Annotated in this window: 21 protein-coding genes, 3 tRNA genes and 2 pseudogenes; 3 read left to right on the top strand and 23 right to left on the bottom strand. The window is 73.1% G+C overall.

What is annotated here, in order from left to right; genetic code table 11:
- Positions 1-50: 50 nt before the first annotated feature.
- The 13 genes and pseudogenes from ABD994_RS20355 to ABD994_RS20295 all read right to left on the bottom strand — a co-directional run.
- Positions 51-1,010, bottom strand: a pseudogene (locus ABD994_RS20355) (MCE family protein); the annotation flags it as partial.
- Positions 1,007-2,038, bottom strand: coding sequence for an MCE family protein (locus ABD994_RS20350; RefSeq protein ID WP_345419205.1), 1,032 nt, complete (start codon positions 2,036-2,038; stop codon positions 1,007-1,009). The gene ABD994_RS20350 and the pseudogene ABD994_RS20355, both read right to left, overlap by 4 nt.
- Positions 2,035-3,516, bottom strand: coding sequence for an MCE family protein (locus ABD994_RS20345; RefSeq protein ID WP_345419202.1), 1,482 nt, complete (start codon positions 3,514-3,516; stop codon positions 2,035-2,037). Before ABD994_RS20345 ends, ABD994_RS20350 begins: the two co-directional genes overlap by 4 nt.
- Entirely contained in the window at positions 3,513-4,349 is an 837-nt protein-coding gene (locus ABD994_RS20340) for an MlaE family ABC transporter permease (protein ID WP_345419198.1), read from the bottom strand. Before ABD994_RS20340 ends, ABD994_RS20345 begins: the two co-directional genes overlap by 4 nt.
- A 70-nt stretch (positions 4,350-4,419) precedes the next feature.
- The gene (locus tag ABD994_RS20335; protein WP_345419195.1) at positions 4,420-5,214 is read right to left on the bottom strand and encodes an MlaE family ABC transporter permease; all 795 of its coding nucleotides are present in this window, start codon (positions 5,212-5,214) and stop codon (positions 4,420-4,422) included.
- A 1,046-nt stretch (positions 5,215-6,260) separates the two neighbouring features.
- Positions 6,261-7,268 (bottom strand): annotated as a pseudogene (locus ABD994_RS20330) (ABC transporter ATP-binding protein); the annotation flags it as partial.
- 424 nt (positions 7,269-7,692) lie between these two features.
- The gene (gene rplL, locus ABD994_RS20325; RefSeq protein WP_345419192.1) at positions 7,693-8,085 is read right to left on the bottom strand and encodes a 50S ribosomal protein L7/L12; all 393 of its coding nucleotides are present in this window, start codon (positions 8,083-8,085) and stop codon (positions 7,693-7,695) included.
- Between the two features lie 46 nt (positions 8,086-8,131).
- A complete protein-coding gene (rplJ, locus tag ABD994_RS20320) occupies positions 8,132-8,767 on the bottom strand; it encodes a 50S ribosomal protein L10 (protein ID WP_345419190.1) in 636 nt (211 codons plus the stop codon).
- Between the two features lie 298 nt (positions 8,768-9,065).
- Positions 9,066-9,776, bottom strand: a complete 711-nt coding sequence (gene rplA / locus ABD994_RS20315; RefSeq protein ID WP_345419188.1) for a 50S ribosomal protein L1 — start codon at positions 9,774-9,776, stop codon at positions 9,066-9,068.
- Between the two features lie 84 nt (positions 9,777-9,860).
- Positions 9,861-10,295 carry a 50S ribosomal protein L11 gene (gene rplK / locus ABD994_RS20310; RefSeq protein ID WP_345419186.1) on the bottom strand — a complete coding sequence of 145 codons (435 nt, stop codon included), beginning with the start codon at positions 10,293-10,295 and terminating at the stop codon, positions 9,861-9,863.
- A 32-nt stretch (positions 10,296-10,327) separates the two neighbouring features.
- Entirely contained in the window at positions 10,328-11,266 is a 939-nt protein-coding gene (nusG, locus tag ABD994_RS20305; protein ID WP_425550093.1) for a transcription termination/antitermination protein NusG, read from the bottom strand.
- A gap of 159 nt (positions 11,267-11,425) precedes the next feature.
- Entirely contained in the window at positions 11,426-11,818 is a 393-nt protein-coding gene (secE, locus tag ABD994_RS20300; protein ID WP_345419182.1) for a preprotein translocase subunit SecE, read from the bottom strand.
- Positions 11,819-11,884: 66 nt separating this feature from the next.
- A tRNA-Trp gene (locus tag ABD994_RS20295) sits at positions 11,885-11,957 on the bottom strand.
- Positions 11,958-12,135: 178 nt separating this feature from the next.
- Between ABD994_RS20295 and ABD994_RS20290 the strand changes: the two genes are divergently transcribed.
- Complete coding sequence (locus ABD994_RS20290) at positions 12,136-13,383, top strand: pyridoxal phosphate-dependent aminotransferase (RefSeq protein ID WP_345419180.1); 1,248 nt, start codon at positions 12,136-12,138, stop codon at positions 13,381-13,383.
- A gap of 59 nt (positions 13,384-13,442) precedes the next feature.
- Entirely contained in the window at positions 13,443-14,321 is an 879-nt protein-coding gene (locus tag ABD994_RS20285; RefSeq protein ID WP_345419178.1) for an SGNH/GDSL hydrolase family protein, read from the top strand.
- Positions 14,322-14,446: 125 nt separating this feature from the next.
- Here the strand turns inward: ABD994_RS20285 and ABD994_RS20280 are convergent, their stop codons facing one another.
- The 6 genes from ABD994_RS20280 to ABD994_RS20255 form a co-directional block, all read right to left on the bottom strand.
- The gene (locus ABD994_RS20280) at positions 14,447-14,866 is read right to left on the bottom strand and encodes a MaoC/PaaZ C-terminal domain-containing protein (protein ID WP_345419176.1); all 420 of its coding nucleotides are present in this window, start codon (positions 14,864-14,866) and stop codon (positions 14,447-14,449) included.
- The gene (locus ABD994_RS20275; RefSeq protein ID WP_345419174.1) at positions 14,863-15,309 is read right to left on the bottom strand and encodes an FAS1-like dehydratase domain-containing protein; all 447 of its coding nucleotides are present in this window, start codon (positions 15,307-15,309) and stop codon (positions 14,863-14,865) included. The genes ABD994_RS20280 and ABD994_RS20275 overlap by 4 nt, the downstream gene beginning before the upstream one ends.
- Before the next feature lie 3 nt (positions 15,310-15,312).
- Positions 15,313-15,477, bottom strand: a complete 165-nt coding sequence (gene rpmG, locus ABD994_RS20270; RefSeq protein ID WP_116708438.1) for a 50S ribosomal protein L33 — start codon at positions 15,475-15,477, stop codon at positions 15,313-15,315.
- Positions 15,478-15,532: 55 nt separating this feature from the next.
- Positions 15,533-15,608, bottom strand: a tRNA-Met gene (locus tag ABD994_RS20265).
- 62 nt (positions 15,609-15,670) lie between these two features.
- A tRNA-Thr gene (locus tag ABD994_RS20260) sits at positions 15,671-15,743 on the bottom strand.
- A gap of 37 nt (positions 15,744-15,780) precedes the next feature.
- On the bottom strand, positions 15,781-17,310 hold the full coding sequence (locus ABD994_RS20255) for a putative bifunctional diguanylate cyclase/phosphodiesterase (RefSeq protein ID WP_345419172.1): 1,530 nt from the start codon (positions 17,308-17,310) through the stop codon (positions 15,781-15,783).
- Between the two features lie 328 nt (positions 17,311-17,638).
- Here ABD994_RS20255 and ABD994_RS20250 point away from each other — a divergent pair, with 328 nt between their 5' ends.
- Positions 17,639-18,937, top strand: a complete 1,299-nt coding sequence (locus ABD994_RS20250) for a competence/damage-inducible protein A (protein WP_345419170.1) — start codon at positions 17,639-17,641, stop codon at positions 18,935-18,937.
- A gap of 23 nt (positions 18,938-18,960) precedes the next feature.
- On the opposite strand, the gene ABD994_RS20245 is transcribed toward ABD994_RS20250, so the two are convergent.
- From ABD994_RS20245 to ABD994_RS20230, 4 genes are all read right to left on the bottom strand, one after another.
- Positions 18,961-19,770: an alpha/beta hydrolase gene (locus tag ABD994_RS20245; RefSeq protein WP_345419168.1), complete on the bottom strand. Its 810-nt coding sequence runs from the start codon at positions 19,768-19,770 to the stop codon at positions 18,961-18,963.
- Positions 19,767-20,534: an alpha/beta fold hydrolase gene (locus tag ABD994_RS20240; RefSeq protein ID WP_345419166.1), complete on the bottom strand. Its 768-nt coding sequence runs from the start codon at positions 20,532-20,534 to the stop codon at positions 19,767-19,769. Before ABD994_RS20240 ends, ABD994_RS20245 begins: the two co-directional genes overlap by 4 nt.
- An 11-nt stretch (positions 20,535-20,545) precedes the next feature.
- Positions 20,546-21,976, bottom strand: coding sequence for a wax ester/triacylglycerol synthase domain-containing protein (locus ABD994_RS20235; protein WP_345419164.1), 1,431 nt, complete (start codon positions 21,974-21,976; stop codon positions 20,546-20,548).
- A partial coding sequence (locus tag ABD994_RS20230) for a 1-acylglycerol-3-phosphate O-acyltransferase (protein WP_345419161.1) occupies positions 21,973-23,230 on the bottom strand: 1,258 nt, incomplete at its 5' end. The genes ABD994_RS20235 and ABD994_RS20230, both read right to left, overlap by 4 nt.

Genomic DNA, 23,230 nt, shown 5'->3' with positions numbered 1-23,230 from the left:
AGGCTGGTGAGGTCGAGACCGCCGGCACCGGGGCCGGCCGAACCCGGTTCGCAGCCCGGGTCGATCGGCGGGTCGAGGTTGCAGATGTAGGCGTCGAACCACCGGCCGTTGCCGACGACGTTGGCGAACACCCGCACGAACGGCGCCAGCAGCCGCAGCCCGTTCTCCAGGTTCGCCGAGTTCTCCTCGAGGACCGAGAGCACGCCGTTGAGCTGGGCGAGCGTCGGGCCGAGGGTCGCCTCGTTGTCGCGGACCAGGCCGGAGAGCTGCTGGGACAGCGCGATCGTGCCGTTCAGCAGGTTGTCGATCGCGGCCTTGCGGGCGCGGAGCTCGCCGAGCAGCAGGTTGCCGTCGTTGATCAGGCGCTCGACCTCGGCGTCGCGGTCGGCGAGCACCTGGGTGGTGGCCCGGGTGTTGGCCAGCAGGCGGGCGAGCTCCTGGTCGCGCGAGGAGATCGTGCGCGAGAGCCGGCTCAGGCCGTCGAGCGCGCCCCGGACCGGTCCGGCGGCGCCGTCGAGGGTCGCGGAGAGGACACCGAGGCTCTGGGCGAGCTGGTCGGTGTTGAGGTCCTCGACCGTCGTCGAGAGCTGCGAGAACGCCTGGATGACGTCGAACGGCGCCCGGGTGCGCTCCCGCGGGATCGCCTGGTCCGGGTCGAGCGGCTTGTCCCCGGCCGGCTCCAGCTCGATGTACTTCTGGCCGAGCACCGTCTTGATCTCGATCGAGGCCGAGGTCCGGTCACCGATCCAGGCGTCCGGGGCCTTGAACGAGACGACGACGTCGTTGCCCTCGAGCGTGAGGTCGGTGACCGTCCCGATCCGGATGCCCGCGATGCGGACGTCGTCGTCGGGGAGCACCCCGGCGGACTCGCTGAAGTGCGCCGTGTACGTCGGGCCCTGCCCGATGAGGGGCAGGTCCTTGATGTTCAGCGACGCCGCGACGAGCAGCAGGATGATGGCGATGCTCGCCGCGCCGATGGGGAGGGGGTTCCGTTTCCGGAACGGCTTCATCCGCTGCACCGGTACCCCCCTCCGGGGATCGGCAGCTCGAAGGTCTGGTCCGGGATCGGCAGCGGGGAGAAGCTCAGGGTCCCGCCCGCTCGGCAGAGGTAGAAGTTGAACCAGGAGCCGTAGCTGCCGGCCCGGCCGAAGTTGTTCGCCTTCTGCGGCGTGAGTCGCAGGAAGTTCTCCACGAGGCCCCGGTTGTCGTTGAGGTTCGCCGAGAGCTGGCCCAGCCGGACGATGTCGTCCGCGAGCGGCGGGCGGGCGTCGGCGAGCAGGCCGGCGGTGGTGGTGGTCAGGTCGGCGATCGGCTGGAGTGTCGAACCGATGGCCACGCGATCGGCGGCGAGGCCGCTGACCAGCTGCTGCAACGACACGATCAGCCCCGAGAGCCGGTCGTCCCGGGCGTTGACGGTGTCGAGCACCAGGTTCAGGTTGTTGATCAGCGAACCGATCACGGCGTCGCGGTCGGCGATGGTCGACGTCAGCGACGCGGTGCGGGCGAGCAGGGAGTTCACCGTGCCGCCCTCGCCCTGGAGCACCTGGATGATCTCGAACGACAGCTGGTTGATGTCGTTCGGGCTCAGGGCCTGGAACAGCGGTTTGAAGCCGTTGAACACGACCGTGAGGTTCAGCGGCGGCCGCGTCTGGCTCTGCGGGATCGTCGCGCCGGGCCGCAGCACCGCGTTCATCGGCCCGTTGCCCCGCGAGATCTCGAGGTACCGCTGGCCGACCAGGTTCTGGTACTTGATCGCGAAGATCGATCCGACCGGCAGCCGCCGGCTCTCGTCGACCTTGAACGTCACCTCGGCGGTGTCGCGGTCGACGAGCTGGACCTCGGTGACCTGGCCGACCCGCACCCCGGCGATGCGGACGTCGCTGCCCGCGATGAGGCCGGAGGCGTCGGTGAACCGCGCCTTGTAGTCCTCGGTGCTGCCGAAGTAGGAGTTCTGGATGGCGGTGAGCAGCACCGCCACCGACAGCACCGTCACGATCGTGAAGATGGCCAGCTTGATCAGCTGGGACTTGACGCTCACCGGACCACCGCCGGCGCCCCGCGCAGCGTCGCCGCGGTGAGGTAGGGCGCGAAGGTCGGCACCTGCGCCGGGGTGACCCCCATCTGCATGGCCGTCACCTCGGTCACCAGGCGCTGCTCCTCGGGTGAGTTGGGGGTGTTCGGCAGCCCGATGTTGGCGCCGTCCACGCGGCCGGGGGCCGCCTGGCCCTCCGTCTGCCCGCCGCCGGTCCGGTCGGCGGTGCTGCGCGCGCCGGTCCGGGTGGTTGCGGCCTCGTTGCCGGTGTTCGACTCGCCGTCGATCTGACCGGCCTGGCCGCCCGCGTAGGCGTCCTGGGTGCCGCGGGACGGATCCGGCGGGGTGGAGCCGTCGATGATCGGGCCGCCCGGCGGGAACTGCGGCGCCTGCCCGATGATCGTGTAACAACGCGGCCCGCGGGTGTCGCCGTAGATCGGCTGGTCACCCGGGACGTACTTGCCGTTGTCGATCGTCAGCTCGGCCTCGATCTGGACACCCGTCGTCGGACTCAGCACGTTGTTGATCTTCGGCGTGACGTCCGTCAGCTGGCGGAACAGGCACGGGAACTCCGAGCTGTAGCGCGCCAGGAGCTCGAGGGTCGGGCGGGCCGTCGCGGCCAGCTCGATGATGTTGTCCCGGTTCGCGGCCAGGAACGCCGTGGTGGTGTCCGCCGCCGACGTCACCGTCCGGAACGTCGACTCGAACGCCGCCCGTTGCTCCACGAGCGTGCGGCTCGTCGTCACCAGGTTGTCGAGGGCGGTGATGAGGTCCGGCGACGCGGCGTTGTAGATGTCCGCCGTCGGGGCCAGGGCCCGCAGGTTGGCCTGCAGGTCCGGCAGCGCCGGGATGATCCCCTCGACGTACTGGTTGAGCAGCACGAGGGTGTTGCCGAGCTGCTCGCCGCGGCCGGAGAGCGCCTGCGAGACGGCGCCGAGGGTGTCCGAGAGCTTCTGCGGCTGCACCGCGGTCAGCACCGGCAGCAGGTTGTTCAGCACCTGCTCGGTCTCGGTGGCGTTCTGCGAGCGGTCCTGCGAGATCGTGTCGCCCTCCTGCAGCGGGCGCGAGCTCGCGTTCGGTGGGATCGACAGCGACACGTAGCGCTCGCCGAAGAGCGTCTTCGGGATGAGCATCGCCGTGGTGTTGCTCGGGATCGTCGGCAGGAAGTCGGGGTCCATGGCCAGCTCGACGGTCGCGCCCGTGCCGTCGCTGTCGACCGAGGTGATCTCGCCGACGATGACGCCGCGGACCTTGACGTCGCCCTGCTTGGAGAGCTGATTCCCCACGGTGGTCGTCTTGAGGTAGACGGTGTCGGTGGGCTTGAACGCCTTGTTGAACAGCGCCAGGCAGAACGCGACGATGAAGACCATGAGGGCGACCAGCGCGAGGCCCATCAGCCGGCGGCGCAGCGGGCTCAGCGGCGGCCGCTTGTCCTTGACCGGCGGCGCGTACTCCTCGCGCTCCATGTCCTGGGTGGCGGTCATCCGGCGATCCTGATCGAGGTCGTCGTGCCCCAGATGGCCAGCGTCAGCAGGTTGTCCAGGACGGTGAAGATCACGATCGCGTTCCGCACCGCGTTGCCGACCGCGACGCCCACGCCGGCGGGGCCGCCGCTGGCGTTGTAGCCGTAGAAGCAGTGCACGAGGATGATCGCGAACGCGAAGATCAGCACTTTGAGGAACGAGTACATGACGTCCTGCGGCGGCAGGAACAGGTTGAAGTAGTGGTCGTAGGTGCCCGGCGACTGTGTGTAGAAGTTCGTGACCAGCAGCCGCGAGGCCAGGTACGAGCTGACCAGGCCGATGACGTAGAGCGGGATGACGGCGATGAAGCCGGCGACGACGCGGGTGGTCACGAGGAACGGCAGCGAGGGCACCGCCATGACCTCGAGCGCGTCGATCTCCTCCGACACCCGCTGGGCGCCGAGCTGGGCGGTGAAGCCGGCGCCGACCGTCGCGGAGAGCGCCAGCGCCGACACCAGCGGCGCCACCTCGCGGGTGTTGAAGTAGGCGGTGACGAAGCCGGAGAACGCCGAGGTCCCGATCTGGTTCAGGGCCGAGTAGCCCTGCAGACCGACGACCGACCCGGTGAAGAACGTCAGCGTGGCGACGATGACGACCGTGCCGCCGATGAGCGCGAGCGCGCCCGAGCCGAACGCGACCTCCGTGAGCAGGCGCAGGACCTCACGCCGGTACCGCGTGACCGACTTCGGTATCCAGCCGATCGTGCGCGTGTAGAAGGACGCCTGGTCGCCGAGGGTGTCGAGGACACCCAGCGGCGCGCTCGCGGCGCTGCGCACCCGTGAAGTGATCGTCATGTAATCCTGGCCTGGGGAGCGGCGGTCAGAACGTGGGACTGCGTGGGGAACGGGGTGAGGACGGGGAGGGTCAGAACTTGCTCGGGGGAACGAGGTTCAGGTACACGGCCGTCACGATCACGTTGATCGCGAACAGCAGGATGAACGTGATGACGACGGCCTGGTTGACCGCGTCGCCGACGCCCTTGGGGCCGCCGGAGGGGTTGAGCCCGCGGTAGGCGGCGACGATGCCCGCCGCGAGCCCGAACAGCGCGGCCTTGATGAACCCGACCACGAGGTCGGTCGGCTTCGACAGCGCCGAGAAGCCCTGCACGTAGGCGCCCGGGGTGACGCCCTGCAGCACGACGTTGAAGTAGTAACCGCCGGCGACACCGACGATCGACACGAGACCGAAGAGGAGCGCCGACACCAGGATCGACGCCAGCACGCGGGGCACCACCAGGCGCTGGATCGGGTTGACGCCGAGGACCTCCATGGCGTCGATCTCCTCGCGGATGGTGCGGGCGCCGAGGTCGGCGCAGATCGCCGACCCGCCGGCCCCGGCCACCAGCAGCGCGCAGATGACGGGCGCGGCCTGCTGGATGACGGCCAGCGTGCTCGCCGCGCCGGAGAACGACTGGGCGCCGAACTGCCGGATCAGCGACCCGAGCTGCAGCGAGATGACCGAGCCGAACGAGATCGACACCAGCGCCGCGGGGAGGATGCAGACCCGCGAGATGAACCAGCACTGGTCGATGAACTCGCGCGTCTGGAACGGCCGCTGGAAGATCCCGACGACCACGTCGAGTCCCAGGGCGAAGAGCTTGCCCGTGGACGAGAGCGCTCCGGCGCCGGGGAAGTTGCCCGCGGCGAGGCGGTTGCTCACGAGCCGCTCCGGCGGAACATGCGGCGCAGGCCCCCGATGAGTCCGTCGTCGTCGTCCTCGCGGCCGCGAGGCACGTCCTGCTGTCCGTGGCCGGGCCCGTCGCCCTGCGGGCGACCCGAGCCGTCACCGGCCGGCGGCGCCTGCCGCTGGTCACCGGGACCGCCCTGGCCGGCGTCGTCGGCGGCACGCTCGCCCGACGGGTCGGGGACCGCGTCCTGTCCGGGCGTCGGCTGGGCCCAGCCCGAGCGCTCGGCCTCGCGGCCGGTGCGCTGCTGACCCTGCTGCTGGCCGCCGTACTGCTGGCCGTACTGCTGGGTGCGGTCCTCGTCGCCGCCCTCGCGCTCGGAGCGGCGCTCCATCGGGACGATGCCGCCGGCGCCGATGGCGCCCTGCTCGGCGTACTGCTCGTCGCGCCAGTGGTGCCGGCCCGTGGGCTGGTCGTCCGACCCGCCCGAGGCCGCCGCCGCGCCCGCGGCACCCGCAGCCCCGGCCGCCGCGGCCTGCTGGCCGCCCTGACCCTGCTGGTCCTGGTCCTGCTGCTGGCCGCCCTGCTCCGAGTCGCCCCGACCGGTCGGGATCTGCTCGGTCTTGGCGTCGTCCTCGTGGTACTGCTGGTCCTGCTCGTCGGACTGCTGCTCGCCCGACTGCTGCTCGTCGGACTGCTGCTCGTCGGACTGCTGCTCGTCGGAGTCGTCGGACTGCTGCTGGTCCTCGGGCGCGTTGCCGGCCTCGTCGGACTTCTCGTCCTCGCTCTTCGTGTGCTCACCGGCCTGGGGCAGCACGACGGTGCCGCCGGCGTCCTCGTCGGCCGGCACGCCCACCAGCGGCTCGTCCGACTCCGGCGGCGCGGGCGGGGCCCGGCGCGCGTCGGCGTCGGCGTCCGGGTCGCCCGAGCCGGCCTTGTCACCCTCGCCCTCGCCCTCGCCGGCCGGGGACTCCTCGACCATCGAGTTGTCCTCGGCCTCCTGCATGGCCTTGTAGCCGAAGGGGTCGGCGTCCTCGGGCGGGTTGTTGTAGGTGATCTCGATGAGCTCGGTGCGGTCCTGGTCTTTCGAGATGCCGTACCGCTCCATGTCCTCCTCGGTCAGCGACTCGAGGATGGCGGTCTGCGCCTTCTCGGGGAGCGTGTGCAGGACCTGCATGACGCGGTCCTTGCGCCGCTGCACCGCCTTGCGCTCGCCCAGTCCCTCCGTGGGGTCGAGCTGGGGGTCGATGAAGGACTCCTCGGACTCCGCCGAGCCGCCCTTCTTCTTCAGCTCCTCCATCTCGGCCTCCATCTGGGCCGAGTCCTTCTCCTCGGACATGCCGATCGGGCCGATGCGCCGGCCCTGGAGGAACTGCTGGACCACGGGCTCCTCGGAGGTCAGCAGGACCTCGCGGGGGCCGAACATCACCAGGTTCTTGCGGAACAGCATCCCGATGTTGTCCGGCAGCGATCGTGCGGTGCCGAGGTGGTGGGTGACGATCAGGATCGTCGCGTCCAGCTGGGTGTTGAGGTCGACGATGAGCTGGTTGAGGTACGCGGTGCGCACCGGGTCCAGGCCGGAGTCCGGCTCGTCGACCAGGATGATCTCGGGGTCGAGCACCAGCGCGCGGGCCAGCCCGGCGCGCTTCTTCATCCCGCCGGAGATCTCGCCGGGGAGCTTGTCCTCCGCGCCGCCGAGACCGACGAGCTCGAGCTTCTCCATGACGATGTCGGAGATCTCGGACTCGCCCTTGCGGGTGTGCTCGCGCAGGGGGAACGCGATGTTGTCGAACAGGTTCATCGACCCGAACAGCGCGCCGTCCTGGAAGAGGACGCCGAACAGCTTGCGGATCTCGTAGAGCTTCGACTCCGAGCACCGCACCAGGTCGGTGTCGTGGATGAAGATCGAGCCCTTCTCGGGCTTCAGCAGGCCGATGATCGACTTGAGGAGCACCGACTTACCCGTACCCGACGGGCCGAGCAGGACACTGACCTCGCCGGCGGGCAGCGTCAGCGTGACGTCCGACCAGATGTTGGCGCTGCCGAACGACTTCGAGAGGTTCTTGATGCCGACCTCGACGCCAGCCATGGAGTCCTCCCCGAGTCGTGGTGTCGACGCACATGCACGCCCTGTTGTTACCGACGCCATTGAGCCGGCACCCCGCGAGAGGGGCGTCACGTCTACAACGACGGAGTGATGACGCAGGTTACTCGCCGGGCAACGAGGGCATCCGCCGGGTCGTCGTCCCCCGGACACCGACCGTCGTTGCCCCGGGCGGGTGGCGACGGACGGTCCTCCCCACGCGTTCGGCGGACGGCGCACTGCCGGTCGCCGCACCGGCGAACGCGTTGACCAGGCCCCGTCAGACCCGTTCCCGAGCACACCCCGGCGTCCTCCGACGTGGTGAGACGGAGAGCACGAACGGCGTACCGGCCCCGGAGACGACGACGGGGCGGGGACCCCGGAGGGTCCCCGCCCCGTCGGCAGGGTGCGCGTGCAGGCGCGCGCCGGATCAGGTCAGGCTGATCTTGGCGCCGGCCTCCTCGAGCTTCGCCTTGGCCGCGTCGGCGGCCTCCTTGTTGACGCCCTCGAGGATCGGCTTCGGGGCGCTCTCGACGAGCTCCTTGGCCTCCTTGAGGCCCAGGCCCGAGACGACCTCGCGGACGACCTTGATGACCTGGATCTTCTTGTCGCCGGCGGCCTCGAGGACGACGTTGAACTCGTCCTTCTCCTCCTCGGCCGGGGCGGCCGCACCGGCACCGCCGGCGGCGGGGGCGGCGGCCGCGACCGGGGCGGCCGCGGTGACCTCGAAGGTCTCCTCGAACTTCTTCACGAACTCCGAGAGCTCGATCAGGGTCATGTCCTTGAAGGCGTCGAGCAGCTCGTCGGTGGACATCTTCGCCATGGTGGCGCTCCTATCGATCAGGGGTGGTGTGGGGGTGGGGGCCGACTCAGGCGTCGGCGGTGGCCTCGGCGGCGCTCTCGGCGCCGGCCTCGGCCTGGGCGTCCGCGGCCTCGACCGCGGCCACGGCGTCCTCGGTGGTCGCCTCGCCCTCGGCGGCACGCTTGTCCTGCAGCGCCTGCGCGAGGCGGGCGATCTGCGAGGCCGGGGCGTTGAACAGCTGGGCGGCCTTCGTGAGGTTGCCCTTCATCGCGCCGGCGAGCTTGCCGAGGAGCACCTCGCGGGACTCGAGGTCGGCGAGCTTCTCCACCTCGGTGGCGGAGAGCGCGCGGCCCTCCATGTAGCCGCCCTTGACGACCAGCGACCGGTTGTCGCGCTGGAACTCGCGGAGCGCCTTGGCGGCGTCCACGGGCTCCCCGCTGACGAAGGCGATGGCCGTCGGGCCGACCAGCAGGTCGTCCAGGCCCTCGACCCCGGCGTCCGCGGCGGCGCGCTTGACCAGGGTGTTCTTGGCGACGGTGTACGTGACGTCCGAGCCCAGCGAGCGACGCAGCGTCGCGAGCTGCTTCATCGACAGGCCGCGGTACTCGGTGACCACCATGGCCGAGGCGTCGCGGAACTCCGCGGCGATCTCGGCGACGGCGGCGACCTTGTCGGCAGCCGGAGCTCTCGTCTGCTCAGCCATCCGCGCCTCCTCTCTGCGTACGGGAGACCGCGGGGAGCCCGGGGAACGACGAACGCCCCGTGCGCAGTCGCACGGGGCGTCGGGACGAGCGCGGGCGGCAGGCGCCCGGGAGACGTCACGACCCTCGTCCTCCTGCGCGGGCCGCCCCGTCGTGGGGCACTTCGTCCGACTCGGGCTCGACACGTGGGCGGGCCCGGGCGGAGACCAGCGGTCTCGGGTGGATCTCAGGTTCGATCTGCGGAGCAGTCTACGTGGCGACCCGGGGCACCCTCCGCAGCGGGTGCCCCGGGGCCGGCTCTCAGGCCTCGGCCGCGAGCAGGTTGCGCGTGCGGTTCGGGTCGACGGGGACGCCGGGGCCCATCGTCGTCGTCACCGTGATCTTCTTGACGTAGCGGCCCTTCGCGGCGGCCGGCTTGGCCCGCAGGATCTCGTCGAGGGCGGCGCCGTAGTTCTCGACGAGCTTCTCGGTGTCGAAGCTCGTCTTCCCGATGATCAGGTGCAGGTTGGCCTGCTTGTCGACGCGGAAGTTCACCTTGCCGCCCTTGATGTCGCCGACGGCGCGGGCGACGTCCGGGGTGACGGTGCCGGTCTTGGGGTTCGGCATGAGACCGCGGGGCCCGAGGATGCGGGCGACGCGGCCGACCTTGGCCATCTGGTCGGGCGCGGCGACGGCGGCGTCGAACTCCAGCCAGCCGCCCTGGATGCGCTCGATGAGGTCGTCGGACCCCACGACGTCGGCGCCGGCCGACTCGGCGGCCGCGGCGGTGTCGCCGGTGGCGAACACGATGACGCGGGCGGTCTTGCCGGTGCCGTGCGGCAGGTTCACCGTGCCGCGGACCATCTGGTCGGCCTTGCGGGGGTCGACGCCCAGCCGCATGGCCACCTCGACGGTGGCGTCCATCGACGTCGTCGACGTCTCCTTGGCCAGCTCGATGCCCTCGAGCGGCGCGTAGAGGTGGTCAAAGTCGATCTTTTCGGCGGCCTGCTGGTACTTCTTGCTGCGCTTCATGAGCTGTCCTTCGTGTGGATCAGGTGTGGTCAGGGCTGCGCGGCCCTCCCACGGGTCGCCGGCCGGTGGTCACCGGCCGGCGGGTCACTCGGCGACCGTGAGCCCCATCGAGCGGGCGGTGCCGGCGATGATCTTGGCGGCCTGGTCGAGGTCGTTGGCGTTGAGGTCCTGCATCTTGGTCTGCGCGATCTCGCGGACCTGCTCCTGCGTCACCGAGCCGACCTTCTTGCTGTGCGGCGTGGCGCTGCCGGACTTCACACCGGCGGCGGCGAGCAGCAGCTTGGCCGCGGGCGGCGTCTTGAGCTCGAAGGTGAAGGACCGGTCCTCGTAGACCGAGATCTCCACCGGCACGACCTGACCGCGCTGCGACTCGGTCGCGGCGTTGTAGGCCTTGCAGAACTCCATGATGTTGACGCCGTGCTGACCCAGGGCCGGGCCGACGGGCGGCGCCGGCGTCGCCGCACCGGCGCTGATCTGCAGCTTGACGACCGCGGAGAGCCGTCGCTTCTTCGGGGGCATGACTTCCTCGTTGTTGCTGGTGGTCTCGGGTTCTAGATCTTGGAGACCTGGTTGAACCCGAGCTCGACCGGGGTCTCCCGGCCGAAGATGGAGACGAGCACCTTCAGCTTCTGGGCGTCGACGTTGACCTCGGAGATGCTGGCGGGCAGCGTCGCGAACGGGCCGTCCATGACGGTGACCGACTCGCCGACCTCGAAGTCGACCTCGACCGTGGGCTTGCCGCCGAGGTCCTCGGTGCCGGCCTTCTCGGCACCCTTGGCCTTCTTCGGCGTCTCCTGGCGCGGCAGGAGGAACTTGACGACCTCGTCGAGGGTCAGCGGCGACGGGCGCGACGTGGCGCCGACGAAGCCGGTGACGCCCGGGGTGTTGCGCACCGCGCTCCACGAGGCGTCGTTGAGGTCCATCCGCACGAGGATGTAGCCGGGCAGCACCTTGCGCTGGACCTGCTTGCGCTGCCCGTTCTTGATCTCGGTGACCTCCTCGGTGGGCACCTCGACCTGGAAGATGAAGTCCTCGACGTCCAGGGTCTGGACGCGCGTCTCGAGGTTGGCCTTCACCTTGTTCTCGTAGCCGGCGTACGAGTGCACGACGTACCAGTCGCCGGGCGCCAGGCGCAGGGAGTCCTTGAGGGCCTGGGCCGGGTCGACCTCCTCCTCGGGCTCCGGCTCCGCGACGGCGGGGGTCTCGTCGACGACGATGTCGTCCTCGGTGTCCCCGCGCGCGGCGATGTCGGCCGTGCCCGCGGACTCCTCGGGGAGGTCGGCGTCGTCCTCGTCGGCCCCCAGGGCGCTGCGGGCGGCCGCGATCTCGGCCTCGGCGTCGACGCCGGCCTCGTCCTCGGCGCCGTCGACCTCGGTGTCACCGTTCTCGCGCGCCTCGCGGGCGGCGCGGGCCACCTCGCCGTCCGAGAGGGTGGCGGGGTTCTCCTCGGTGCTGAGCTCCCCGTACGTGCCACTGCCCTCGCGCACCATGACGCCGCGCGTGCGCGCCTCGCCGACGAGCTCGGGCTCGCCGCCGTCGGGGGTGGTGCCGTCGTCTGCGTCGGGTCCTGCGGAGGTCACTTCTCGTCTCACTTCCTTTGCACGGCGGGCACCGCTGCGCGGTGCCCGGCCGGCCGCTCGGCGGAACGGTCAGCCGAAGAGGGCGAACACGGCCTTGGCGAACGCCCAGTCCAGGGCCGCCACCAGGGCCACCATGAACGCCACGAACACGAGGACGACGAACGTGTAGACCACGATCTGCCGCCGCGTCGGCCAGTGGACCTTGCGGAGCTCGGCGACCACCTCGCGCAGGAAGCGCCGGAGGCGGGCGAACACCGAGCCCTCCGACGGCGTCCGGTCGCGATCGCGTGTCGGCGTCGCGGTGGCCTTCCCGGCCGTCGCGCCCCGCCCCGTCGCGGTGTCGTCCGACCCGCCGGTCCCGTTGCCGGCCGCCCCGGCGCGCCGTCGACGGCCCGCGGCGGTGACCGGACGCGCGTCGTCGTCGTCGCTCACGCGCCGACGCCGGCTGCTGTCCTCGCTCACTGCGCCGTCCTCACCGTCCTCGTCACCCAACCCCGCCGGGCCGGCGGGCATTCCGTCGCGTCGGTGCAGGGGCGACAGGACTTGAACCTGCAACCTGCGGTTTTGGAGACCGCTGCTCTGCCAATTGAGCTACGCCCCTGTGGCGGTCCCGGAGGTCCGCCCGGGTGGCCCGGCGTCGTCCCGAGCACGCCGGTGAGCGCGCGGGAGCGACGGACGAACTGCCCGGTGAACCATGCTACGGCAAGCACCCGGGGGCGACGGCGCCGGGGGACGGCCGCCGACCGGGCGGCCCGGGCTCGTTTGCCAGAATACGGGGCATGGCATCGGTCACGTCGTCGTCCACGTCGCTCGCCCCGTCCGCGACCGACCGCCGCATCTCCGCCCGCGTCGGCGGGATCGCGGAGTCGGCCACGCTGGCGGTCGACGCGAAGGCCAAGGCCCTCAAGGCCGCCGGGCGCCCCGTCATCGGGTTCGGCGCCGGCGAGCCGGACTTCCCGACGCCCCAGCCGGTGGTCGAGGCGGCGATCGCCGCGTGCTCGGACCCGAAGAACCACCGCTACTCCCCCGCCGCCGGGCTGCCCGAGCTGCGGGACGCGGTCGCGGCCAAGACGGCCCGCGACTCGGGGTGGCAGGTCGAGGCCCGGCAGGTGCTGGTCACCAACGGCGGCAAGCAGGCCGTCTTCGAGGCGTTCGCGACGCTGATCGACCCCGAGGACGAGGTGCTCCTGCCGGCGCCGTACTGGACGACCTACCCCGAGGCCGTGCGCATGGCCGGCGGGAACCCGGTGCAGATCGACACCGACGAGACCACCGACTTCCTGCCCACCGTCGAGGCCCTCGAGGCCGCGCGCACGCCGCGCACCAAGGCGCTGCTGTGGTGCTCGCCGTCGAACCCGACCGGTGCGGTCGCTCCGCGCGAGCTGGTCGAGGCCGTCGGGCGCTGGGCCGCCGAGCACGGCATCTGGGTGATCGCCGACGAGATCTACGAGCACCTCGTCTACGACGGCGCCGAGCACGTCTCGATGCCGGTGGCCGTGCCCGAGGTCGCCGACCGCTGCGTCGTGCTCAACGGCGTCGCCAAGACGTTCGCGATGACCGGGTGGCGCGTCGGCTGGATGATCGGGCCCGCGGACGTCGTCGCGGCCGGGATCAACATGCAGTCGCACCTGACGTCGAACGTCTGCAACGTCGCGCAGCGCGCCGCCCTCGCCGCGGTCACGGGCCCGCTCGACGCGGTGGCCGAGATGCGCGAGGCGTTCGACCGTCGGCGCCGGCTGATCGTCGAGCTGCTCTCGGGCATCGAGGGCGTCACCTGCCCGACCCCGCGCGGCGCGTTCTACGCCTACCCGTCGGTGGCCGGGCTGCTCGGCAAGGAGATCCGCGGCGAGCGCCCGCAGACCAGCGTCGACCTCGCCGCGCTCGTGCTCGAGCACGCCGAGGTGGCCGTCGTGCCCGGCGAGGCGTTCGGGACCCCGGGCTACTTCCGGCTGTCCTACGCCCTCGGCGACGACGACCTGCGCACCGGCGTCACCCGCATGGCCGACCTGCTGGCCGAGGCGACGTAATCCGCGCGACGATCACGCCGTAGACCTGCCGTACACCTTCGGCACGACGAGGAGCGCCGGTGGGCCGTGTCCCGCGCCTGACCCTGACCGCACTGCTCGGGCTCGCGGCCCTGCTGGTCACCCCGGTGGCGTCGGCGGCTTCGGCGCCTGACGGGCAGTCCTACGTGGCGCTCGGCGACTCCTACACGGCGTCGCCGCTGACCGGCCCGCTCGCCGGGCCGCCGCCGGGGTGCCTGCGCTCGACGAACAACTACCCGCACCTCGTCGCCGGGGCCACCGGCGCGCAGCTCACCGACGTGAGCTGCAGCGGGGCGCGGACCCGGGACCTGTCGGCCCCGCAGCCGGTCTCGGGCGGTGGGCAGAACCCGCCGCAGTACGACGCCCTCGGCGCCGGCACGCAGCTCGTCACCGTCGGGATCGGCGGCAACGACATCGGCTTCTCCGAGATCGTGCAGGGCTGCGTGAGCCCGACGCCGTTCGGCACGCCGTGCCGCGACCGCTACGTCCAGGGCAGCCACGACGAGCTCGAGGCGCGGATCGACGCGCTCGGCGACCGTCTCGACGACGTCCTCGACGAGGTCCACCGCCGTGCCCCCGCCGCCCGGGTCCTGCTCGTCGGCTACCCGTCGGTGCTGCCCGCCGAGGGACCGGGCTGCTACCCGGTCGTGCCCTACACCGGGGGCGACGTCGAGTACCTGCGCGGCGTGCTCACCGACCTGAACGAGGCGATCGCCGACGCGGCGGACGACGGCGACGCCACCTACGTCGACACCGCGACGCCGACCGTCGGGCACGACGTCTGCACCCCGCCCGGGACGCGGTGGATCGAGGGCCTCGTGCCGACGGCCCCGGCGTACCCGGTGCACCCGAACGCCCTGGGCTCGGCGGCGCTCTCCCGGGCCGTCCTCGCCACCCTCGGCGTCCCCGTCCCCGCCTGAGGCACCCGCTGGATGAACGAACGGCGCCTTCGCTACTACCGAAGCAGCGAAGGCGCCGTTCGTTCATCGGAGGTCTGCGCGTTCGGCGCACGCCGGTAGTCCTGGTGGCGGCAGGCGGGAGGAGGTCAGGCGGGGCGGACGACGGCGACGGCCTTGCCCAGCACGCCCTTGCCGCCGTGGGTGGCGGTGAGGGCGACGGTGCGGGTGCCGTCGTCGGCGACGGCGGTGACCTTGCCGCCGAGCTCGACGCTCGCGCCCTCGTCGTCGTCGGGGACCACGACGGGGCGGGTGAAGCGGGTCGAGAAGGAGACGACGGCCGTCGGGTCGCCGGCGAGGTCGGCGACGTAGCGCGCGGCGAGGGCCATCGTGAACATGCCGTGGGCGATGACGCCGGGCAGGTCCGCGGCGAGCGCGGTGCGCTCGTTCCAGTGGATCGGGTTGAGGTCGCCCGAGGCGCCCGCGTAGCGCACGAGGTCGGCGCGGGTGATCGTGACGGTGCGCGGCTCGAGGGCGTCGCCCTCGCCGGCGTCGGCGAGCGTGCTCACGCCGGGTCCGCCCGGCCGACGAGCGTCGCGCGGGTGGTGAGCACCTCGGCGCCGTCGGCGTCGGTGACGTCGCAGCGGAAGGTGACGACGTCGTTGCCCGCGAGATCACGGATCTCGTCGACGGCCACGACGGTGGTCACGACGTCGCCGGCGTGCACGGGCCGGGCCAGCTCGAACGACTGGTCGCGGTGGACGACGCGCGTGAAGTCGAGCCCCAGCGCCGGGTCGTCGACGACGCGCCGGGTGGCGGGCCAGGTGAACACCACCGGGAACGTCGTCGGCGCGACGACGTCGGGGTGGCCCGCCGCCCGGGCGGCCTCACGGTCGTGGTGCACGGGGTCGTCGGCGCCGACGGCGGCCGCGAACTCCCGGATCTTCTCCAGCGAGACCTCGTAGGTCTCCGCGGGCCAGGTGCGGCCCACGAACGAGGCGTCGAGGGGCACGCGTCAGCGGGTCTCGCGGTGGCCGCGGTGGGTGCCGCAGTGCGGGCAGAACTTCTTGATCGTCAGGCGATCGGGGTCGTTCCGCCGGTTCTTCCGCGTGATGTAGTTGCGGTTCTTGCACTCCTCGCAGGCCAGCGTGATCTTCGGACGGATGTCGGTGGTGGCCACGGAGGTTCCTCTCGAGCGATGGTTCCCGGCGGCCACGAGGCCGCCCGCGTCGTGCTGGTAGCGGTGGCCGGACTTGAACCGGCGACACAACGATTATGAGCCGTTTGCTCTACCGACTGAGCTACACCGCCGCGGTGAGCACGTCGTCGCACGACGAAGCCGACGGACCAGTGTCCGCCGGCTGCTCACCGAGAGCCCCTTTACGGAATCGAACCGTAGACCTTCTCCTTACCATGGAGACGCTCTGCCGACTGAGCTAAAGGGGCCTGCCCCGGGGGGCGGCCACCACAGTACCGCCTCGGGTCACGCGATCAGCGTCCGGGGTCCGGGTGCGGCGCCGGGCTCGTCGGGGTGCACGTCGAGGGACTCGAGCCAGGTGTCGAAGCAGCGTGCGGGCAGCGGGCGCGACACCAGGTAGCCCTGCGCGACGTCGCACCCCATCTCCGCGAGGGCGACGCGCACGGCCGCCTGCTCGACGCCCTCGGCGACCACCGTGAGGCCCAGCGTATGACCCAGGTCGACGATCGCGCGGACGACGGCGACGTCGCCGTACTCGGTGCCCATGCCCAGCACGAAGCTCTTGTCGATCTTGACCTGGTCGACCGGGAGCCGGCGCAGGTGGGCCAGCGAGGACTGACCGGTGCCGAAGTCGTCGACCGCGAGGTGGCAGCCCAGGGAGTGCAGGCGCCGCAGCACCGGCAGGGCGACCTCGCGCTCGGACGACACCCCGGACTCGGTGAGCTCGAGGGTCAGCAGCTCCGCGGGCACGCGGTGGACCGCGAGCAGGGCCGCGACCTCCTCGGCGAAGTCGTCGACGGCGAGGTTGCCGACCGAGACGTTGACCGCCACCGACAGGCGCATGCCGCGGTCGAGCCAGCGACGCGCGGCGGCCAGCGACTCGTCGAGCACGAACGTCGTCAGCTCGGCGATCTGGCCGGTGGCCTCGAGGACGGGGACGAACTCGTCGGGCAGCAGCAGGCCGAGCTCGGGGTGGTCCCAGCGCGCGAGCGCCTCGACCCCGACGACCGTCCGCGTCCCGAGGGAGACCACCGGCTGGAAGTCGACGCGGACGTCGCGGCGGGCGACGGCCGCCGAGAAGCCGCGGATGAGGCGCAGCCGCCGGGCCGCCCGCTCGCCCATGCTCGGCTCGTAGCAGCGCACCGGCTCGCCGCCGTCGCGCGTCGCGGCCAGGGCGACGTCGGCGCGGCGCAGCAGCGCGGCGGTGCGGTCGGGACCGGCGGAGACGTCGGCGAGCCAGGGCCCGTCGGCGGCGACGCCGATGACGACCGGCGCCTCGAAGCGCACGCCCTCGACGAGGTAGGGCGCGAGCAGGCTCTCGCGCAGCGCCTCGGCGGCGAGGTGCGCGTCGTGCCCGTCGACACCGGGCAGCAGCACGGCGAAGGTGTCGCCCTCGAGGCGGGCGACCACCGGGACGCCGTCACCGGGCGCGCCCGGCCGCAGCGAGCACAGGCGCTCGGCGGCGAGGCGCACGAAGACCTCGCCGCGGGCGTGCCCGAGGGTGTCGTTGACCTGGCCGAGCAGCGCGAGGTCGACCATGGCGATCGCCCCGGCCCCCGTCGTGACCGTGCGCAGGAAGCCCTCGCGGTTGAGCAGCCCCGTCAGCGGGTCGTGGTGCGCGTCGCGGCGCAGGCGCTCGGCGAGCTCGGCGGCCGCGGCGTCGTCCCGGCGTCGCCGGACCCGCTGCACGACGAGCACCACCACGGCGACCGCGAGGACCACCGCGAGCATCGTCGCGAGCACGACGACCTCGGTGGCGCCGGCCGCCGGGGAGGCGAGGGGTGGGGCGGTCGACGCGACGGCGGTCAGCGCCACACCACCACCCCTTCCGATCACCGTCGACCCCGGGCCGGGCGCCCCGGAGCAGCGGACCCATCGTCGTCTCGTTCACCCTGAGCGACAAACCGGTGGCGAGCGACCGATGAGTAGTTCACTCCTCCGGACCATCATGCACCCTTCGCCTCGCTCAACGATGACCCACCGGGGCAGATGCGATGCGCGACGCACCCCATCCGTGGCCCACGGCGCCCCGCCGGATCTCCGACGGTCCGGGGACGGACGTCCGCCGGACGGCCCGGCGGGGTGCGCTCTGGTGGGATGGCGGGGACGGCGCCCGGGACGGGCGCGGGACGAGGGAGTGGACGTGGCCGACGTGGGTGGCGTGCGGGCGGGCATCGTGGCGACGGGCAGCGAGCTGCTGACCGGGCGCATCACCGATCGCAACGGACCGTGGGTGGCGGAGCGCCTCGGGGAGCTCGGCGTCGAGGTGTCCCACCTCGTGCTCGTCGGCGACCGCGGCGAGGACATGGCGGCGGCGCTGCGCTTCCTGGCGGGTGACGGCGTCGACCTCGTCGTCACGACCGGCGGCCTCGGACCGACCGCCGACGACCTCACCGGCGAGGTCGTCGCGGCCGAGACCGGGCGACCGCTCGAGCTCGACGAGCGCATGGAGAAGGTCGTCGGCGACATCATCGCGAAGTTCGCCGACCGCCTGCGCTGGGACGCCGACGCGCTGGCCGTCGCCAACCGCAAGCAGGCGATGGTGCCCCGCGGCGCGACCCCGATCCACCCGGCCGGTACCGCGCCCGGCCTCGCCGTGCCCCCGCACCCCGAGCGCGGCGGCCCGACGGTCCTGGTGCTGCCCGGCCCGCCGCGCGAGGTCCGCGCGATGTGGGACGAGGCGATCGCGGCGGAGCCGGTCCGGGCGGTGCTGGCGCAGACGGCCCCGTACGACGAGACCCACCTGCGGCTGTTCGGCGTCCCCGAGTCCGAGATCGCCGCGACCCTGCGCGACGTCGGAGAGCACACCGACCTCGCGCCGCTCGAGATCACCACCTGCCTGCGCGACTTCACCCTCGAGGTCGACCTGCGCCACGCGCCCGGCTCCGCGGCCGCCGCGACCGCGCGCGACGCCGTCGTCGCGGAGATCGACCGCCGGCACGGGCGCGCGGTGTTCTCCCGCACCGGCCAGACGATCGACGAGCTGCTCTTCGACCTGCTCGACGGCCAGGTCGTCGCCACCGCCGAGTCGTGCACCGGCGGCCTGCTCGCCGGGCGCCTGACCGCCCCCGCCGGGGCGTCGGGACACGTGGCGGGCGGCGTCGTGTCGTACTCCAACGACGCGAAGGCCGACCTGCTCGGCGTGCCCCGGGAGCTGATCGAGACCCACGGGGCGGTGTCACCGCAGGTCGCCGAGGCCATGGCCGACGGCGCGCTGGCCCGCTTCGGCGCGAGCGTGGCCGTCGCCATCACCGGCGTCGCCGGCCCGGGCGGCGGCACCGAGGCCAAGCCCGTCGGCTACGTCTGCTTCTGCGTGCGCACGTCCGACGGCCGGACCCTGGCCCGCGACCCCGTCCTGCCGGGCGAGCGCGGCGACATCCGCGAGCGCTCGGTCGTGCTGGCGATGCACCTGATCCGGCGGGTGCTCACCGGCGACGGCTAGGTCCGCTCACCTGCCGCAGGCACCTACGTGACCCGGGCGATGAAGGCGGAGACGTCGTCGAGGATCTCGTCCTTGTTCGTCTCGTTGAGCACCTCGTGGCGAGCGCCCGGCTCGATGCGGGTGGTCTGGTCGCCGCCGCGCAGCTTGTCCATCACCGGGCGGGTGGAGTCCAGCGGCACGAGCTGGTCGTCCTCGCCGTGCACCCACAGCACCGGCAGCTCGCCGAAGCCCGGCCCGTTGGCGATCGCGTCCACCGCCGCGACGAACGCCTCGAGCGTCGGGCGCTTGAACGGCCCGTGCCAGACGAGCGGGTCGTTCCCGTAGGCCTCGCCGACTGCCGGGTCGCGGGAGAGCACGGCCGGGTCGATGGGGACGTCGGGGATCTCGTCGTACTCGAGCAGCCCGAAGATGCCCGGGCTGCCGCCGACGACCGGGCCGGTGAGCACGAGGCCGGCGAGGACGTCGGGGAAGCGCTGCGCGTAGCGGGCGGCGATGAGCCCGCCCATGGAGTGCCCGAGCAGCACGATCGGCAGGTCGGGGTGCTCGTCGCGCGCGGTGCGGCGGACCTGGTCGAGGTCGTCGACGAGGTCCTCGACGTCGGTCACCAGGACGGCCTCGCCCTCGGAGCGGCCGTGGCCCAGGTGGTCGGGCGCGTAGGCGACGGCGCCGTCGGCGGCCAGGCGGTCGAGCACGTGGGCGTAGCGCCCGGAGTGCTCGCCGTAGCCGTGCGCGACGAGCACCACGCGGCGCGGCGCGCCGTCGGGGTCCCGGCGGCGGACGACGACGCGGCCGCGGGTGCCGTCGATCTCCAGGTCGGTCTCGGTGCCGGTCATGCAGGCGTCTCCAGGGATCGGTGGGCGGCGGTGACGCCGAGGACGGCGTCGACCACCAGGTCGGGGTCGTCCCACATCGGCACGTGGCCGACGCGGGGCAGGCGGACGAACTCGGCGCCGGGCAGCCGCTCGCGCAACCCGACGCCGTGGCGCCGCCACGGGATGAGGCGGTCGCGCCCGGACCACGCGACGCGCACCGGGCACGGCAGGTCGTCGAACGGGGCGACGCCGCCGTGCTCGGCGGCGCGGTCGAGCAGCTCGTGCAGCACCACGCACCCGGCGAGGTCGTCGAACAGCTCCCCCACGTCCGCGGTCGGCACCCGGTCGCCGCGCTCGAGCACGCGCGACAGCAGCACCCGGCGCACCCAGGACCGGCGGGCCGCCGCGCGCAGCGTCGGGGACCCGGCGAGCGCCGAGCCCAGCCGGAACGTCCAGACCAGCACGCGCAGGTCCCACCGCGTGCCCCAGCCGCCGGCCGGCGAGAGCGCCACGACCGTGCGCGCGCGGCCGCGGCGGACGAGCTCGAGGGCGACCCAGCCGCCGAGGGAGTTGCCGACGAGGTGGGCGGTCGGCATCCCGGCCGCGTCCATCACGCGCTCGACGTCGTCGACGATCCCGGCCACGCCCACCGGCGTGCCGTCCGGCCACGCGGCGCCGCCGCGGTGGCCGGCCATCGTCGGCACCAGCACCTCGTGGTGGGCCTCCAGCGCCGGGCGCACGGGGTCCCAGGCGCGCGCCGACATGCTCGCCCCGTGCAGGAGCACCAGGGGCTCCCTCACGCCCGCCCCAGGGCCAGCACCTCGTCGAACCCGTCGGCGAGATCCTGCTCGAACCCCTCGAGGTCGGTGAACGACGCCGCGTCGAGGTTGGCCGCGACGCAGCACACCTCGCCGTGGGTCACCATCGCGATCATCGCCGCGCAGCCGGGCAGCGGCGCGAACGGGTAGCTGCGCAGGATCTTCGCGCCGGCCAGGAAGGCGTCGTCGCGCAGGCCGGGGATGTTGCTGGCCTGCAGGTCGTTGCTCTTCGTCGCGCCGCCCCCGAACCCGGCGACGACGGTCCCGGGCAGCCGGGCGAGCCACGCGCTGACGAGCTCGACGCTCTCCAGCGCCGGCTCGGCGAGCGCCGCCTTCATCCGCCGCCGCACCTCGGTCACCCGGGTCGCCGGGTCGGCGATGCCCACGGGCGCCGACAGCCGCGCCGGCGCGAAGTGGTTGCCGCCGGGCTCGTGCTCCTCGCGGCGGATCGACACCGGCAGCGTCACGGGCATGAGCCGGTCGGGCGGAAGCGGCTCCCCGCGCCGCTGCGAGTACCGGCGGAACGCCCCGAGCAGGCCCGCGACGTAGGCGTCGTTGACCGACCCGCCGACCGACTTGCCCGCCGCGCGCAGGTCGGCGAACGGCACGTCCAGCGTGCGGAAGCGCCACGAGGGGCTGCGGTGCGACAGCACGGGCAGCGGCGGCGCGGGCGGCGGCGAGAGCACGCGGCGCGCGGAGACGACGTAGGAGACGGCGTCGCGGACCGCACGGTCGGGCCGCACGAGCGACGCGGCCGCGCCGAGCGCCCCGCGGGCGGCGCCGCCGACGAGCCCGAGGTCGCTGCGCGCCTGTCGCACGAGCTCCCGGGTGAACGTCGCGGGCGGGCCGGACGGCGGCGGGGGCTGGGGCTTGTCGGTCATCGGCTCGCGGGTGCGGGAGTGCAGCCCGGCCAGCAGCTGGGCCAGCCCCATCCCGTCGGAGAGGACGTGGGAGAGCTTGAACAGCAGCGCCGCGCCGCCGTCGGGCAGGCCGCCGACCAGCGTCGCCTCCCACAGCGGGCGCGACGGGTCGAGCGGCGTCATCGCCGTCTGCTCGGCGAGGGTGAACAGCCCGGGCAGCCCCGTGCCCTCGGGCAGGCGGAGACGGCGCAGGTGGTAATGCAGGTCGAAGTCCGGGTCGAGCGCCCAGTGCGGCGTGCCCGCGCCGAGGAACGGCGTGACGATCCGCTCCCGGAAGCGCGGCACGACCCGCGACGCCCAGTCGGTGGCCGCGACGAAGCGGTCCCAGTCGGGCTCGAGGTCGAGCGTCTCGACGATGACGACCGTCGAGCGCATCCGCGGGTCGGCCTCGACCCGCCACATCAGCGCCTCGAAGCCGGTCAGCTCCTCCGAGCGGGACCACTGCAGGCGCCCGTCCGCGGTGCGCGGGGGCGTGGGATCGGGGCTCACGCGCCACCTTCCAGGACGGCGACGAACCGGTTGCGGACGTCCTCGACGTGCTCGGACATCGTCTCGGTCGACCAGTCGGCGGTGTCGATCGGCGGCAGGACGTCGACGTGCACGGTGCCGCCGCGCAGCGTCTGGTGCCCGCGCCACATGACCTGCCCGGCGTCGTGGATGACGATCGGCACCATCGGCACGCCGGCCTGCAGGGCGATGTGGAACGCGCCCTTCTTGAAGCGCCCGAGCCGCGGGGTCGGCGAGCGCGTGCCCTCGGGGGCGATGGCGAGCGACCAGCCCTCGTCGCGCAGCTTGCGCACCGCGGGCTCGAGCGCCTCCTTGGCCTGGCGGGTGTTGCCGCGGTCGACGAAGGCGACGCCGGCGAGGGAGAACATCGCGCCCCACAGCGGGATCTGCTTCGCCTCGGCCTTCGCGACACCGGTGAAGCCCCCACGCAGCAGCTTCATCAGCAGGGCGACGTCGATCTTGGACTGGTGGTTGAAGACGAACACGCAGGGCCGCGACGACCACAGGTGCTCGGTGCCGCGGACCTCGACGTCGATGCCGGCCAGCGCGAGGCCGAGGTCGCCGGTGACCGAGCACGTCAGGTCGACCATCTGGCGCCGCGAGCGCCGGGCGAGCCCGACGACCGCCGCGGTGCTCGCCGCCCCCAGCAGCGCGCCGTAGAAGCCGGCGGTGCGCAGCACGTCGCCGGGGGTGGCGAGGGTGCCGCCGCGGGGCTCGACGGTGAGCACGGGCCGGTCGGCACGGTCGCCGCCGGCGCTCGACGTCACCAGCAGCGGATGGTCGCCCGCGGCGAGCAGCGCCTCCGCGCCGTCGCCGGCGTAGACGAACGTCGCGGGCGCCCCCGCGAGCGCCCCCGCCAGGGCCTCGGACTTCGCCGCGCCCAGCAGCACCGGGCCGTCGACCTCGCCGGTGAGCGCCCGGTCGGTGACGGCGACCTCGGTGGCCACCAGCTCGTCGGCGCCGAGGTCCTCGACGAGGGGGGCGAGCACGGGGCGCGGCGCGTGGCCGGTGACGACGACGCGGTGGCCGGCCCGGCGGTGCCGGGCGACCAGCGACCAGACCTCCGGGCGCAGCTGCGCGCCGAGCTCGTCGCGCAGCACCGTGCGGGCCCGGCGCGCGACCGCGTCCTCGCCGTCGCCGGCCCAGCCCTCGACGAGGCGGCGCACGGCGGTGAGATCGTCGCCCGCGACCGCGACCAGCGCGAGGTCGCCGGGCAGCGAGCCCCACGCCGTGCGG

Origin of the sequence: Actinomycetospora chlora (genome assembly GCF_039542135.1) — a bacterium.
In the GTDB taxonomy this organism is placed as follows: domain Bacteria; phylum Actinomycetota; class Actinomycetes; order Mycobacteriales; family Pseudonocardiaceae; genus Actinomycetospora; species Actinomycetospora chlora.
Note: the sequence above shows the minus strand (reverse complement) of the source record. Positions and strands in the feature narration are given on the sequence as shown.

Coding starts and splice junctions, on each gene's coding strand:
- ABD994_RS20290 (WP_345419180.1), top strand. CDS start 12,136: ATGGCATCGGTCACGTCGTCGTCCACGTCGCTCGCCCCGTCCGCGACC.
- rplJ (WP_345419190.1), bottom strand. CDS start 8,767: ATGGCTGAGCAGACGAGAGCTCCGGCTGCCGACAAGGTCGCCGCCGTC.
- ABD994_RS20345 (WP_345419202.1), bottom strand. CDS start 3,516: ATGACCGCCACCCAGGACATGGAGCGCGAGGAGTACGCGCCGCCGGTC.
- rplK (WP_345419186.1), bottom strand. CDS start 10,295: ATGCCCCCGAAGAAGCGACGGCTCTCCGCGGTCGTCAAGCTGCAGATC.
- rplA (WP_345419188.1), bottom strand. CDS start 9,776: ATGAAGCGCAGCAAGAAGTACCAGCAGGCCGCCGAAAAGATCGACTTT.
- ABD994_RS20245 (WP_345419168.1), bottom strand. CDS start 19,770: ATGACCGGCACCGAGACCGACCTGGAGATCGACGGCACCCGCGGCCGC.
- nusG (WP_425550093.1), bottom strand. CDS start 11,266: ATGGTGCGCGAGGGCAGTGGCACGTACGGGGAGCTCAGCACCGAGGAG.
- rplL (WP_345419192.1), bottom strand. CDS start 8,085: ATGGCGAAGATGTCCACCGACGAGCTGCTCGACGCCTTCAAGGACATG.
- ABD994_RS20340 (WP_345419198.1), bottom strand. CDS start 4,349: ATGACGATCACTTCACGGGTGCGCAGCGCCGCGAGCGCGCCGCTGGGT.